Below are 14159 nucleotides of genomic sequence, written 5' to 3'. Positions count from 1 at the left end.
AGCGCCATGGTTAAGCAGGTAAATGTGCCTGCTTAACAAAAATCATTAGTCTTTTGTAAGTTCTTTAGCCAATCAAACAAATCGTTATCGTAGCGCTTTAAGCGTTGTTGGTGTTTGTCATTAAGGCTATAAAAAGGCGCAAAGCAAATATATTTTTCGCCCATAACAAGCACTAATCGCAAACCAAAAAACGAGTAATGGTGAATAAATTGCACTTGTCTTGCATGCATATGGCGGCATTGCCCGAATAAATTGCGGTAATGCACACCGTGGCGGCATACCGTTAAATTGCGTTTTGAATTGAATACAAGTACCGCTAATAGTAATGAAACAGAGCACAACAAAAAACTAAAAAGTAAATTACTTACCTCCGATTTACTATTCATAAACCCCACTAGTAAAAGCATATTTACTGCACTTAATAATGCCCAGCTCATAAGCTCAAAGCGCTTTTCCAAGTCAATAACCTTCATTTTCGTTCCTAGGTTCTTATTTTTTGTCATGGTGTCAGCAAAATGTGGAAGAAAAATGGATTTACCTAAAAAGCATTCTAAACTTGCAGTTATTTTTTATTCTGACTTTCAGCTTGTTACATAAAAGGTACAAAGGTGTTAATCGAAACTTATCATTAGAAGTTCAAGTTACATTAAGTTTTAGTTATTACACTGCTAATAAATTTTTAGAACACAAAGGGAAGAAATGATGAACTTTAAATCTACATTACTTAGCAGCGCCGTTTTATTTGCACTTGTTGGTTGTGGTTCAGATAACGACAAGAACGACTCGGTTGATCCTCAGCCGCAAACTGCACAGTTCACATTAGGTGTGTCTGATGCACCAGTGACAGGTTTAAAAGCTGTAAATGTTGTGTTTGATTCAATCACATTGAAAACCCAAGGTGGTGAAGAATTCACGTTTGAGACCCGTGAAGATAATGATGAAACCATGCCTGAAATGGTTAACTTATTAGACTACACAGGTGATGATGTATTTTCTTTATTAGAAGATGAAGAAGTGCCTGCTGGCGAATATCAATGGATCCGTGCAGATGTGATCAATGGTGACACAAACGATTTAACCATGACTTCGCATGTTGTTTACGAAGATGACAGCATTGCACCACTGGTTGTTAAACGTAAAGGCAACGATGGTATCGGTGAAATTCAACTTGATGGCCTTACCCTAAACCAAGCTGGTAACGAGTTTGTTATTGAATTTGACCTTAAAAAGTCATTAGTTGATCCACAAAATAGTGATGAGATCTTCTTAAAACCACGCGGTGTTCGCTTAGAAAACCTTGCTGAATCTGAAGATATCGAAGGCACTGTAAGCGACGTACTTATCGCTAACTGTGAAACAGATAATATCGATATCGCACTAGAAGATGGCTCATTCGGTCATGCTGTTTACCTATATAGCAGCGATGTTGAAATGCCAATGGACAACTATGAAGTTAACGAAGATGAAACACCATTAGATGCACCTCTTGCAACGGCGGATGTTGTGTTCGATAGCGAAGATAACCAATTCGAATTTGAACTTGCGTTCATTCAACCAGGTGATTATCAACTTGCTTATACCTGTGCAGCGCACATCGATGACGCTGAAACGCAAGACGAAGCATTTACGCTTTATCAAGTAAAACCAATTACAGTAACATCGGGTGAAGACTTAGACGTATCTTTCACTGTTTCTGAATAATATTGGCATACCCCATTAAAAAGCCCGCACTGCGGGCTTTTTAATTATTGGCCACCCATTTAGCGACTCCTAGTGCTTCCATCACAAACTCAACAGATAATGCAGCTAAAATTAACCCCATAATTCGCGTTAGTATCGATGCACCGCCAACCCCAATAACTTTCAAAATTCGCTCACTTAATAACAGCAATAATAAAGTGATCAATAACACTACCAGCATTGTTATTGCCGAAATTACTTGTTCCTGAACGCTATAAATATGGTTATCGGTAATTAGAATAACCGCTAAAATTGCACCCGGCGATGCTGTTGCGGGAATTGCTAAAGGGAATACAGAAATATCGTGCTGTGACTCAACATCACCTTGCTGGGCCTCCTCAGCAAAAATCATTTGTAGACCGAACAGAAATAAAATAATGCCACCAGCAACTTGGAACGACAACAAACTAATACCCATTGCAGTTAACAGCAACTGCCCTATGACAATCGCTCCAATTAATACAATGGCAGCATAACCCACCGTTTTAAAAGCAGTCTTTCGCCGCCTATCGGCAGGCAATTTAGCTGTTAAAGCAGCAAACAACGCCATTGTGCCGATAGGGTCTATTGTTGCCCAAATGACTAAAAAATCATGCAAAACTTTATCTAACATATGTACCTTAAAATGAGAATACACTCCTTTTACATTAGCAATTTTTTGCACTAATAAGTATTACACAGATCCTTAAGTTATTGAGCTGCAGATTTTTAGAGCCTTTTTGTAACGATTTAATGACAGGAAAACTCTTTATTAGCCAAATACTAAAACCGGCATAGCCTCCCCTTGTAGCTATGCTGGTTTTCTCGTTGTTACTATCTGAATATGTTAATATTATAAGCCTTACCCAAATAGCCTAGGCTTTGTTATGACATCGCGTATTCTCAAATCGATTTTTTACTCATCTTTTCTATTAGGCTCTGCTGTATTTTTGCAAGGTTGCCAAGAACAACCTCAGTCAGATCAAATTGCCGTCACCGGCGGGCTTATCCAAGGGCAAAAAGAAGGACGTTTTATTGCCTATAAAGGCATTCCGTATGCTGCAGCTCCGGTGGGAGAGTTACGCTGGCGAGCGCCGCAACCTGTGCCCAAGTGGCAAGATGTAAAAATACTTAACGATTACGCGCCTGACTGTATGCAAAAGCCGTTTGCAGCCGATGCAGCACCGCTGACAACAACCCCTTCGGAAGATTGCCTTTATTTAAATGTATTTAAACCCACTAAACCCAGCGATACTCCTTACCCTGTTGTGGTGTGGATACACGGTGGTGGTTTTGTAAATGGTGGCGCATCACCTGCTGTTTATTCAGGTGAGAGCTTTGCTAAACAAGGGGTTATTTTTGTTAGCTTTAATTATCGCTTAGGCCGATTTGGCTTTTTTGCGCACCCTGCTCTGAGTCGTTTTGAGAACGATGCGCTTGGCAACTACGCTTTAATGGATCAAATTGCGGCACTTGAATGGGTGAAACAAAATATCGCTCAATTTGGTGGTGATGCTGCAAAAGTGACACTCATGGGGGAATCTGCAGGGGGCGCATCGGTACATGCGATGATGCAAACCCCTGCAGCTAGCGGCTTATTCCAGCAAGCGATTATTATGTCAGCGGGCGGACGTGAGCTTTTTAAGCAGTTGCCTCTAACTAGTGATGACGACACCGTATTAAGCGCCGAAAAAATTGGCGAAAACTTTGCTAAACAACACACCATTTTAGGCAGTGATGAAAATGCCCTTGCTGCACTACGTGAGTTATCTGCCGAAGACGTGGTTGATAACCTAAATTTGAGCACATTAAATCGACAAAATAATGATGAGTCTACGTACGTTGGCGGGCCAATTATTGATGGCACTATCATCAATTCGGCGACAGAAGCACGCTTGAGTAAAGGTACATTTAGCCATGTCGCGACTATGGTTGGCACAACAGATATGGATTTAGGCTTTGCTAATTTTGCTTCTAAAGATGCGCTATTCGCAAGTTTTGCCCCGCACAGTACACAAGCAAAAATGACTTACGATGCAAATGACCAAATGCCTTTACCCTTACTTAATTACCAAGTTGGTCAAGACGCTTTAATGCAAGAGCCAGCAAGGTTCGTTGCAAAACGTGTGACAGATATGGGAAAAGATGCCTTTTTATATCGTTTTGGTTATGTGGCGCAAACTTTAAATAAACCTGGTGCAGAGCACGCCAGCGAAATTCCGTACTTCTTTAATACTGTGGCTGCTAAATATGGGCACGTTACCACTGAGCAAGATAAGCAAGCCGCTAAAATAATGCACCGTTATGTGACGAACTTTATTAAATTAGGCACACCAAATGGCCCAGGTTTACCGACTTGGCAAGCATATCAAAATGATGAATCTTTTATACTGCAAATGAGTAAGTCAGGGACTGCAGAGTTTTTACCGGACCCCATACAAGCGCGGTTAAACATCACAGCAACAAAAGCTGAAAAGTAATAATTAAATAAGGCGCTTAATAAGCGCCTTATTTTTATCCTTGCTGCTGAACATACTCAAGCGCTGTCATCTTGTGGTATGTCACATTAGGATGAAATACATGAGTAGGATCTGGGTCTACTACTTCAATTGGCGTGCCTTGACTGCGTGCAATATCGAGTGCCATTTGCGTAATGTTGACGCTAAACGAGGTGCCGATAAAGACGATTTTATCGGCATCGAGCATACGCTGTTGCGCCTCAGAGATTCGATAAAGCTCAGTGTAGTATTCGTCAAATAACAACACGTACGGCTTAAACGATTCGTTTAGCTTGGGGCTTTCATTATTAATATTGAACACCTCAAGCAAGGAGTGGTGGAGGTTGTCTTCGTTGACTTTATCCCACGGTGCGTTAAAAGCCATCACATCGTCACCTTGATGGTGAAACAGTGTCATTTGATCTAAGCGACCATGAATAGCAATAAAATCAGTGTTTCCCGCTTTACCATCAAGGCCATCAATATTTTGCGTAATGAGATTTTTATCACTCAACCAATGATGAACCTCATTAGGGCCGTGATGGCGGTAGGTTGCAAAACGATGATAATACCAAGCTAAAAATTCGCGAGGGTTGTTTTGGTACATAGCACGGGTTGCCATTTCCATCGGCGTATAATTTTTGCTACCAATGGTCCAATAACCATCTTCACCACGAAAGGTTGGTATACCGCTAGCGGCACTCACTCCCGCTCCAGTAATATAGAGTGTATTCATAGAGATAACTTTACCTTGTAACCAAGCGCATCGGCTGTCACTTGTTGATTATTGTCCATACCACCCAGACGATACAAACTTCCTTGGTGCTCTAATAAACCTCGATGATCCATGCTCGCGGTATCGGCTTTTGGCATTACTTGCCATGTGTTTTTTTCAATATCAAAGCGCCAAACATGATCACTCGCTGGTGCTGGTTTGCCATCGTATCCCATGCCATTGTAGTTATATGGGTTATCAGAGCCTCCCATCATATAAATATCGCCATTAAAACTGGTTGCTGCCATACGGTAATGGGCAACACCTGTAGGGTGCGGCACGGTACGCCAATCTATTTTTAATGGGTTATCAGCATCAATCGTGCCTTTTAAACACTGTGCAACCGCAGCAAAAGAGCGGCGCTTATCAGCATTCGCCTGTGTTTTAACGCCATCACACACCAATAGAGTGTTTCCACTAATTGCCGCTGCTTGGCCAAACACCGGTTGACCTAAAAACGGCGATGCCTGTTGCCAAGTATCTGTTTGCGTATCATACACTTGTACTAAGTTAACATTACCATCGTTATGCCAACCACTGACCAAATAGATATAACGCTGCTGGTACTTAAGTGCCACACTGTCATCCACCGGAACAGGCATACTGGCAAGTTGCGTATATGAATTAGAGAGCACATCATAGCGATATACATCGGGTGTAGAGATTTCTTGATGATCGGCGCTAACGGTATACCCACCAAATACATAGGCATGCTTACCAACCCCCACTGCGGTACTTGCCAAGCGCCCAGTAAGGGGCAACGTACTTGGCACAGCTTTAGCCGCTTGCCAGGCGTTATCGCCCACTTTAAGGACCCACACTTTATTATGAACATCGGTATGTGCCTTGCCTGAGCTCAAGCCCATAAAGCTTAAAAAGTAGGCTTGCTCATCAATAACAACTTTGGCGACAGCATTGTTCGCGACGGGTTCAGGTAAAGCAGGAATGGTTGCAAGTGCAATAGAAAATAACAGGCTCATAAATTAAACAGGTAACTTAACACGTCTCTTAAGAATACCATTTTATGAGCCTGAATAAAGGCTCGCTATTAGTAAGCAATACTAATACGTTGATTTAAATGCGCTGCCGACTGTGCTTCATCAAGCATCGCTTTAGCATAATCAGTAACTGATATTTTGCTTTCGCCATTTGCATCAGTAAAGAAGCTGTCGCCACCAACACGGTACGGGCCTTCTGACTCCCCAGGGTAAATGACCGCTGCCGGTGAAACAAAAGTCCAAGCTGTATCTGCTGCTGATGCTCTAAATACATCAAGTGCCTCACCTTGAGCAATGGCTTCTGCTTTGTATTCAGCAGGAAAGTCTGGGCTTGATACCAGAGTTACACCGGGTGCCACTTCTAAGCTACCAGCTCCGCCCACCCATAAAATACGTGTGCCAGTACCTGCAAGCGCGTTTAATAATTGCTTTGCTGTGTTTGCAACAATTTCATGATTCCCTAAAGCACGACCACCAATTGCCGCAATAACAACATCACTACCTGCAGCTGCAGTTGCGATATCGTCTTTAGTTAAATCAAATTCAGTCACAGTGACGTTATCTTGGGTTACTTTACTTGCGTCTCTAACTAATGCATTAACTTGATGACCACGTGCGATTGCTTCTGAAGTAATGTGGCTGCCAATCCAACCTGTTGCGCCAATAACTGCTAATTTCATGAGGAATTCTCCGTTGTTTGTTTCAATGATTGCAGTTTACTTGTTCACCAATTACTGATAAATACACTATATAGATACAAATTGTTTCATTTTAAGATACCAATGGATAAACTCACTTCAATTACTAGCTTTGTCGAAGTTGCCCGTACAGGCAGTTTTACTCAGGCTGCAGAGCATCTAGGTTTAAGCCGATTACAAGTTTCTAGGCATATTCAAGACATTGAAAAGTGGCTAAATTTAAGGTTGTTTCATCGCACAACACGCAAAGTAAGTTTGACCCTTCAAGGCGAAGAAGCCCTTAGCTATTGCCAGCAAATATTAAATCAAGTGTCTGATTTACAAAGCCGAGCACACAGTCATAACAACGAATTGGTAGGTACCATTCGCGTTGCCTCCCCGATTGGGCTTGGCCAACATAAGCTATTTGATGCCATCGAAGAGTTTACCAAACGCCACCCGCAGACGCGATTTGAACTGTTACTTTCTGATAGTTTATCGCAGCTGGTTGATGACCGCGTTGATATCGCTTTGCGTTACATCCACCAGCCCGATGAAGGTCTTATTGCCCGTAAGCTAATGTATATCGCAACCGCCGTATGTGCCTCTAACGATTATTTAGCTGTGCACCCACAGATTTTTGAGCCGAGTGACTTATCTGTTCACAATTGTCTTGTTCATAACAAACACACTATTTGGCAATTTCAACACGGCGACAACACACAAAAAGTGACCGTGAAGGGCAACATTGTTGCCAACGATATGGGGGTGCTTCTAAAAGCAGCAAAACAAGGAATCGGGGTGGCTCACCTACCATGCGATCTCGCCAATGACTATTTGGCATCGGGTGAGCTTGTAAAAGTACTGCCAGAGCATACTACTATGGGCTCTCACTTATGGGCGGTGTATTTATCGCGTAACTTCCAACAAAATGTAGTCAGAGCGTTCATCGACTTTTTAGCAGAGCACTGGCAACACGATATTTTATAATCTAAACCTGCTGCAAATACGTATAAGCTACAAAAAGGAGCCGGAATGCAGCACTTAGATCATGAAGTATCACGCATCATAGAGATGGCGTGGGAAGACAGAACCCCGTTTGAAGCAATAAACCAACAGTTTGGTTTAAATGAAAAAAACGTTATTGCACTGATGCGTGAGCAATTAACGAGCTCGAGTTTTAAACTCTGGCGAAAGCGCGTATCAGGGAGACAAAGTAAACATATTAAACTTCGCCATCCCGATATTTTAAGAGGTTATTGCAAAACTCAATATAAGCACAGGTAACACTATTTAAGTTGGTCAGCGAACTGACCAACCGCATCGACCACTTTTTGTGCGCCATTTTGAATATCTGACATAACTTTGCCAGATTCAGTTGCTAGGCTGTAGCCTTGTTCAGCTTTGCTCTTACCTTGTTCTATAACTTCAACTGTATTTTGAGTCAGTGCCCTGTTTTGCTGTACAACATCAACAATTTCAACAGTCGCTTTTGAAGTACGTGAAGCGAGCTGTCTTACCTCATCAGCAACAACAGCAAAGCCCCTTCCTTGTTCGCCAGCACGAGCTGCTTCAATCGCTGCATTAAGCGCTAATAGGTTTGTCTGATCAGCAATACTACTGATACTTTGAACTATATTTGCGATTTGCTGAGACTGTTTATCAAGTGCTGTGATCTCATTTGCTGCTTGTTCCATTTTATTTGCAAGTTCATCCATAACACTAACCATATTACTGAGTACTTCAGCTCCTTGATGAGCGATTTGATCAGTTTCAGTCGAGGTACTATAAGCAATGTCAGCTGCTTGAGACACAGCTATTTCACGATTTACTTGATCAGTAATCACCGTTGCAAACTTAACAACCTTATAAAGCTCCCCTTGTTCACTAAACACAGGATTATATGTGGCTTCTAACCAAACGGGATCACCATATTTATTAACACGTTTGAATCGAGAGGAAACAAACTCACCTTTTTGTAGTTTCTGCCAAAATGCCGCGTACTCTGATGAGCTTGCTTCTTCAGGTGAACAAAACATACTATGGTGCTTACCAATAATTTCGTGTTCTTTATAGCCGACACCCAGTAAAAATTGCTGATTTGCTTTTAATACATGACCCGTTAAATCAAACTCGATTACGGCCATAGAGCGATGAATTGCTTTTACTAAGTCCTGGTTTTCGCGTGACGATTCAATCGTGCGTGTTAGTGCATTTGCATGCAATGTAAAATGAAGAAATTGGTTTTGCTTATTTACCACAGGATGAACGAACACTCTTAGCCAAGCCTCTTCACCTTTAGCATTGACCAACTGAACGGCTCCTGCCCATGGCTTTTTGTTTTGTAGTGCGTGTTTAAAGTTCAGATAGTGTTCTGTTTTTCGCGCCAATTGCGGCACTAAATCAAGTAATGCAATCCCATCAAGTTGATTTGCGCTAAAACCCAGTTCAATTTGAACTTGGGGATTAGTATCAATAACACAGCCTTTGCCATCAAGCGTTAATGTAAGCATTAGCTCATCAAGATTTTGCTTTATTTGAGAAACCCTAAATAATTCGTCTTCAAGATTAGTTATTTTATTTTTTAGTGGCTTGGTAGAAAACATGGGGTACATCACTTCATTGCTAAATTAAAATTCAAACAGTGAACTCATTTACTTAAAAAGTTACTGAATATTAAACTATTACAATATATCCCTATATTTCTATGATATGGAGTTTCAAGAAGTGAGACAAGGTATTCCTTCCAATTCGCAAAAAATAGGAGGATCTTTTAAGGAAATTGAACCGCATTGATAACACAGCAAAATTTCGTTATTAGGTTGCTTATAATACTCTACAGCTGCATCAATGCAGATGCCTAAGGCTTATTGCAAATTAGAATCACTTATTTAACTGGTTAGCAAACTGGCCAACCGCATCAACAACTTGCTGTGCTCCATGTTGAATATCTTCCATTACTTGTCCTGATTCATTCGACAAAGCAAGACCTTGCTCTGCTTTGACTTTCCCTTGTTCTATAACCTTTACTGTATTTTGAGTTAATGATTGATTTCGCTGAACAACTTCCACAATCTCTTCAGTTGCTTTAGATGTCCGAGATGCTAATTGCCTAACCTCATCTGCAACCACCGCAAAACCACGGCCTTGCTCACCTGCACGAGCTGCTTCAATTGCAGCGTTAAGCGCTAATAAATTAGTTTGATCAGCAATACTACTAATGCTTTGTACAATACTTGCTATATGTTGCGACTGCTTATCTAAGGCTGCGATTTCTTGCGCCGCTTGCTCCATCTGTAAAGCAAGTTCATCCATAACAGCAACTGTGTTTTTAAGTACTTCAGCTCCTTTTACAGCGAGTTTGTCGGTTCCTGTTGAGGTACCGTAAGCAATCTCTGCCGCTTGAGAAATTGCATGCTCACGATTCACTTGTTCAGTGATCACAGTTGCAAATTTCATTACTTTATAGAGATCCCCAAAATCATTAAAAATCGGATTGTAAGAGGCCTCAAGCCAAACGGTATTACCAAACTTATCAACACGTTTAAAGCGAGATGCTATGTACTCACCATTTTTTAAACGCTGCCAAAATTGCTCATACTCAGTAGAGTTTGCTTCTTCTGGTTCGCAAAACATTCTGTGATGTTTACCTTTTATCTCTTTTTCGGAGTAACCCATCGCATTGTAAAAATGACTATTTGCACTTAAAACATGACCCTCTAAATCAAATTCAATAACCGCCATAGCACGGTGTAACGCTTTAATAATGTCTTTATGCTCTCTTGCGGTAGCAATTGTATCGGTTAGTAAAGTGGCATAAATTGCGAAAAATAGAATTTGATCTTGAGGACCTTTTACTGGGTGCGAAATAATTCTAAGCCACTCTGTTTTACCACTTTTGTGATAAAACTGCAGCGCCCCAACCCAGTGCTTACAATGCTCTAAAGCAGAAGAGAATTGGCTAAATTGTTCAGTAGATTTGGACTCATTTGTAATGATGTCAAATAGGTGCGTGCCAGGGAACGCATCTTTATCGTAGCCAAGTGCTTTGATAAAGTTCTGATTTATATAGGATACCTCGCCGCTTTCAAGTACATTAAGCGAAATCATTTCTTCATTCAAGCCATCACGCACCTGCTGTAGATGAAATAACTCAGTCTTTAACGACACAAGCTCAGAGTTTACTGACTTACTGAAAAACATAGGATCCTCAAGAGATTAACGTGCATTAAAGTAAGTGTAGAACATTTGAATCAAGGTGTACTAATAAGCAGTAAATTTTATTTTTAATTCACTCAGTCAGCTTAATATACTTTTCAGCAAGCTCATCTAAGGTTTCACGATGATTAGGATCGGGCTTAATACAGTCGATAGGACATACACTAACGCAGGTAGGATTATCATAATGCCCAACACACTCAGTGCATTTATTAGGATCGATTTGATAGATTTTTGCACCCATATAAATAGCTTCATTCGGGCACTCAGGATCACACATGTCGCAGTTAATACATTTGTTATTGATGAGTAATGCCATGACACACCTTTAAGCACTATAAATGGGTATTGTTTTTAAAATCTAATCTAGTTTTTAAAAACAACGAAAATTGCAGCCGCGCACTATAAATTGCAGCGTATTAAGTTTCTTTGATCTAGATCAAGCTTAAAACCTGTTTGGAATCTCCAAGTCCGATACTGCAAAAATAAATGCAATTATTGATTATCTACCGAACTAAGTTATGTGATGAGATAAGTGAGAGGTTTTTAGCATTTAGATTTTGCCTACCCATACCAGTAGCGATAATAAGCACCTCATCAGAAGTATAAATTTTCTCAGAAAGAGGCAATGAGGAAGGGTTCTAAATTGGACTTAACCGAGTAATGTCGGGAAAAATAAGTTTAGGAGCCCTTCATGAATATCAAAGTTGGCATCTTTTGGTTTGCTGAAAACACATTAGTCTTTAAAGCTCAAAGTGCTATCGACTTAAAGCCAGATCAACTTGGATTTATTGATAGCACGCTGCAACACCAAGTTGAGTGGGAAGATAATAATATTTATCAATTGTTTAGTTTAATGCTAGACAACACTGACTACTACAACTTTCCCAGAGGTCGAGTTGTTTTTAATGTTGATCAAAATACCTCATACGTATATTTAGACAAAAGTTTGTTTAAAAAGCATATAGTCAAAAAGATAAAAGCTAATTTTTCTTTACTAGATACAAGTGTCAGGTACTTTACTGATCCTCATTACAATTGCTTTGGTAGTATTTAGAACGAATAAAATACTACCAAATAACTGAGCACAGATACGCAGAGCTAGGTTGGTAGCAACCTTGTGAAACTACTTAACAGAGGGAGCTGATGATTGACTGCGTATAAAAGCCGGAATATCAAAAATATCACTTTGACTAGATACAACAGCTTTAGCTTTTGTTGTTTGCTCTACTTTAGGTATTGTTTCATCTATGTTTTTGGCATGAATTAACTGACTTTTTGCACCTGTGGCTATGATGAGTATTTCAAAGTTATTCGCCAAACTCGTAATTTTAGATGCACCACAAATAACCACTGCATTTGGGCTAACTTGATGACGTACTGTATCCATTATGGTGTTGTAACTGCCTAATGAGATCTCATCAACACAATTGATTTGTACAATAACACCTGTACTTGTGCTCATATCAACACTGCTAACCAGAGGGTTGCTCAGGGCTTGCGTAAGAGCCATTTGTAAATCGCTTTCATCTGCACACTTTCCAACCCCCAATACAGCATCTCCTTGGGCGTCCATTACTCTTTGAAAGTCACGTAGATCTACGTTAATTAATCCCTGATAACACAGCATATCAATGAGTGAGGTAATTAAAGAATGTAAAATTTGATTACTGTGCTTAAAGGCATCAAATAAGCCAATTTCATTGCCAAGCACCTCAATAAGTTGATCATTTGGTAAAGTGACAACAGCATTAACGAACTGCTTTAATTCATCAAGCCCTTGCTCAGCTACTTTTCGCCTAAAATCCCCTTCACTGGTAAATGGTAAAGTGGCAACACAGATTACGGGCTTATTAAGATCTTTGGCTAACTTAGCTATGAATGGACTAGCTCCTGTACCAGTGCCACCTCCTAAGCCAGTTGCGCATAGGAGAATATCGCAGCTTTTGATAAGCGTTAATAATTGCTCTTCACTTTCTTGTGCGGCGAGTAATCCTATTGCTGGGTCTGCGCCAGCGCCGTAGCCGTTTGTAAGCTCAGCACCTATCAACACAAAGTCATCACTTTGAGAGTGCTCTAATACAACCTTATCAGTATTAACGCAGTAAAACTTAGTTTGCGGGTTTTGAACCTCATTAAAAATAGTATTGACGGTATTACAACCGCAGCCACCAATACCAAATACGCCAATAGACAAGCCATCTAAATTCTCAACTAACTCAAACATCATTGCTCCTCATTTTTTAAAGAGCATAACAACAAGGTGCGTCAATTTTTGACGCATCTGAAAATCACAAGTTATAAGTGTTTGAAGCCTCATTTAGTTTTTTGATGACTCTGTTGCGTACAGCTTGAGGCTCTATTACCTCAAGCCAATGTGATGCTCTAAACAATTCACTTGTTAATTGCTCAGTGTCCTGCACATTGAATTTAAGCAGTGATGTTTGAGCATCTAACTTTTTCTGCTCTATTAACTCACCAAATTGTACAAACCCCAGATTCAATGAAGATTGAGACGGCACTTTGATAATCAAGTTAATAGTGTCCTGACGCTTTCCTTTATTAATCGCAGATCTTAATGAGCTTAACTGCTCTAAATTTGGTTCACGCCGTGTCTTTTGTAATACTTTCACATTACGAATACGATAAACCGGCATCTGATAGCACTTGTCATGCAGCGTCCCTACCATAAACTGCGCCATAAGAATTCCGTTGTCTTCTTCAAGACCATAGAAGCTAAGTTCAGTAAAAGCTAACCAGTGTGCCTGATCATATAAAGCGCGATAAATCTCAGCACTAACTGAACGATTATGTTTTATTGCATGCTCGATTTGTTCAACAACCTTGCTGTCAAGATTCACCTTAATCGAGCTATTATTTTCTAGGTTTAACCATTCAGGTTTGATGCCATTTAGTCGCTGTAATGCAATATCAGCTTTAGCATGAATTGTTTGTTTAATATCTACAGGGATATTCTGTGGCAGAAGCTGCTCAAGCAGTAAGTAATGCTGAGCAAGCTCAATACTTAGTAGCGGTGAGCTTCCCCGCCAATCCTTACTAATAGACCATGCATAAGGTTTTGTTCGTGTATCTTTTTCAAGGCCAAAACAGCCTTGATCGTATAAAGATTGAAGATCACGCTGCAACATGCGTGTTGAGAGGTTCAAGCCACTATTAAAAAGTTTTTGTTTCAGTTGGATAATAGTGATAGAGCTTGGCTTTGAAGGCACAAGCTCTAGAATTGCTAAATGGCGCTGGGAATTCATTGAAAAAC

General features: G+C 40.4%; 15 protein-coding genes. 5 read left to right on the top strand and 10 right to left on the bottom strand.

What is annotated here, in order from left to right; translation table 11 throughout:
• Window positions 1-32: 32 nt before the first annotated feature.
• Complete coding sequence (locus tag AOG27_RS13875) at window positions 33-473, bottom strand: hypothetical protein (RefSeq protein WP_054553598.1); 441 nt, start codon at window positions 471-473, stop codon at window positions 33-35.
• 229 nt (window positions 474-702) lie between these two features.
• Here AOG27_RS13875 and AOG27_RS13865 point away from each other — a divergent pair, with 229 nt between their 5' ends.
• Entirely contained in the window at window positions 703-1701 is a 999-nt protein-coding gene (locus AOG27_RS13865) for a DUF4382 domain-containing protein (protein WP_054553596.1), read from the top strand.
• 40 nt (window positions 1702-1741) lie between these two features.
• Here AOG27_RS13865 and AOG27_RS13860 read toward each other — a convergent pair whose 3' ends face one another.
• Window positions 1742-2353: a MarC family protein gene (locus tag AOG27_RS13860; RefSeq protein WP_054553595.1), complete on the bottom strand. Its 612-nt coding sequence runs from the start codon at window positions 2351-2353 to the stop codon at window positions 1742-1744.
• 253 nt (window positions 2354-2606) lie between these two features.
• Here AOG27_RS13860 and AOG27_RS13855 point away from each other — a divergent pair, with 253 nt between their 5' ends.
• Window positions 2607-4199: a carboxylesterase/lipase family protein gene (locus AOG27_RS13855; protein ID WP_054553594.1), complete on the top strand. Its 1593-nt coding sequence runs from the start codon at window positions 2607-2609 to the stop codon at window positions 4197-4199.
• A 34-nt stretch (window positions 4200-4233) separates the two neighbouring features.
• Here the strand turns inward: AOG27_RS13855 and AOG27_RS13850 are convergent, their stop codons facing one another.
• From AOG27_RS13850 to AOG27_RS13840, 3 genes are all read right to left on the bottom strand, one after another.
• A complete protein-coding gene (locus AOG27_RS13850; protein WP_054553593.1) occupies window positions 4234-4953 on the bottom strand; it encodes an SIR2 family NAD-dependent protein deacylase in 720 nt (239 codons plus the stop codon).
• A complete protein-coding gene (locus AOG27_RS13845; protein ID WP_054553592.1) occupies window positions 4950-5972 on the bottom strand; it encodes a Kelch repeat-containing protein in 1023 nt (340 codons plus the stop codon). The genes AOG27_RS13850 and AOG27_RS13845 overlap by 4 nt, the downstream gene beginning before the upstream one ends.
• 68 nt (window positions 5973-6040) lie before the next feature.
• Window positions 6041-6670, bottom strand: coding sequence for an NAD(P)-dependent oxidoreductase (locus AOG27_RS13840; RefSeq protein ID WP_054553591.1), 630 nt, complete (start codon window positions 6668-6670; stop codon window positions 6041-6043).
• A gap of 102 nt (window positions 6671-6772) precedes the next feature.
• Here AOG27_RS13840 and AOG27_RS13835 point away from each other — a divergent pair, with 102 nt between their 5' ends.
• Window positions 6773-7657: a LysR family transcriptional regulator gene (locus AOG27_RS13835; RefSeq protein ID WP_054553590.1), complete on the top strand. Its 885-nt coding sequence runs from the start codon at window positions 6773-6775 to the stop codon at window positions 7655-7657.
• A 45-nt stretch (window positions 7658-7702) separates the two neighbouring features.
• Window positions 7703-7954 carry a TIGR03643 family protein gene (locus tag AOG27_RS21465; protein ID WP_054553589.1) on the top strand — a complete coding sequence of 84 codons (252 nt, stop codon included), beginning with the start codon at window positions 7703-7705 and terminating at the stop codon, window positions 7952-7954.
• Between the two features lie 2 nt (window positions 7955-7956).
• On the opposite strand, the gene AOG27_RS13825 is transcribed toward AOG27_RS21465, so the two are convergent.
• From AOG27_RS13825 to AOG27_RS13815, 3 genes are all read right to left on the bottom strand, one after another.
• Window positions 7957-9273 (bottom strand): methyl-accepting chemotaxis protein, encoded by a 1317-nt coding sequence (locus AOG27_RS13825; RefSeq protein WP_054553640.1) that lies wholly within the window; start codon window positions 9271-9273, stop codon window positions 7957-7959.
• A gap of 277 nt (window positions 9274-9550) precedes the next feature.
• Window positions 9551-10870, bottom strand: a complete 1320-nt coding sequence (locus AOG27_RS13820) for a methyl-accepting chemotaxis protein (RefSeq protein WP_054553588.1) — start codon at window positions 10868-10870, stop codon at window positions 9551-9553.
• 88 nt (window positions 10871-10958) lie between these two features.
• Entirely contained in the window at window positions 10959-11204 is a 246-nt protein-coding gene (locus AOG27_RS13815; protein WP_054553587.1) for a YfhL family 4Fe-4S dicluster ferredoxin, read from the bottom strand.
• A gap of 375 nt (window positions 11205-11579) precedes the next feature.
• On the opposite strand from AOG27_RS13815, the gene AOG27_RS13810 reads away from it, so the two are divergent.
• Window positions 11580-11942, top strand: coding sequence for a hypothetical protein (locus AOG27_RS13810; RefSeq protein ID WP_054553586.1), 363 nt, complete (start codon window positions 11580-11582; stop codon window positions 11940-11942).
• A gap of 69 nt (window positions 11943-12011) precedes the next feature.
• Here the strand turns inward: AOG27_RS13810 and AOG27_RS13805 are convergent, their stop codons facing one another.
• A complete protein-coding gene (locus AOG27_RS13805) occupies window positions 12012-13115 on the bottom strand; it encodes a cell division protein FtsZ (RefSeq protein ID WP_235523704.1) in 1104 nt (367 codons plus the stop codon).
• Window positions 13116-13176: 61 nt separating this feature from the next.
• Window positions 13177-14151, bottom strand: coding sequence for a WYL domain-containing protein (locus tag AOG27_RS13800; RefSeq protein WP_082389277.1), 975 nt, complete (start codon window positions 14149-14151; stop codon window positions 13177-13179).
• Between the last annotated feature and the right edge of the window lie 8 nt (window positions 14152-14159).

Origin of the sequence: Pseudoalteromonas lipolytica, from assembly GCF_001306915.1 — a bacterium.
In the GTDB taxonomy this organism is placed as follows: Bacteria; Pseudomonadota; Gammaproteobacteria; order Enterobacterales; family Alteromonadaceae; genus Pseudoalteromonas; species Pseudoalteromonas simplex.
Note: the sequence above shows the minus strand (reverse complement) of the source record. Positions and strands in the feature narration are given on the sequence as shown.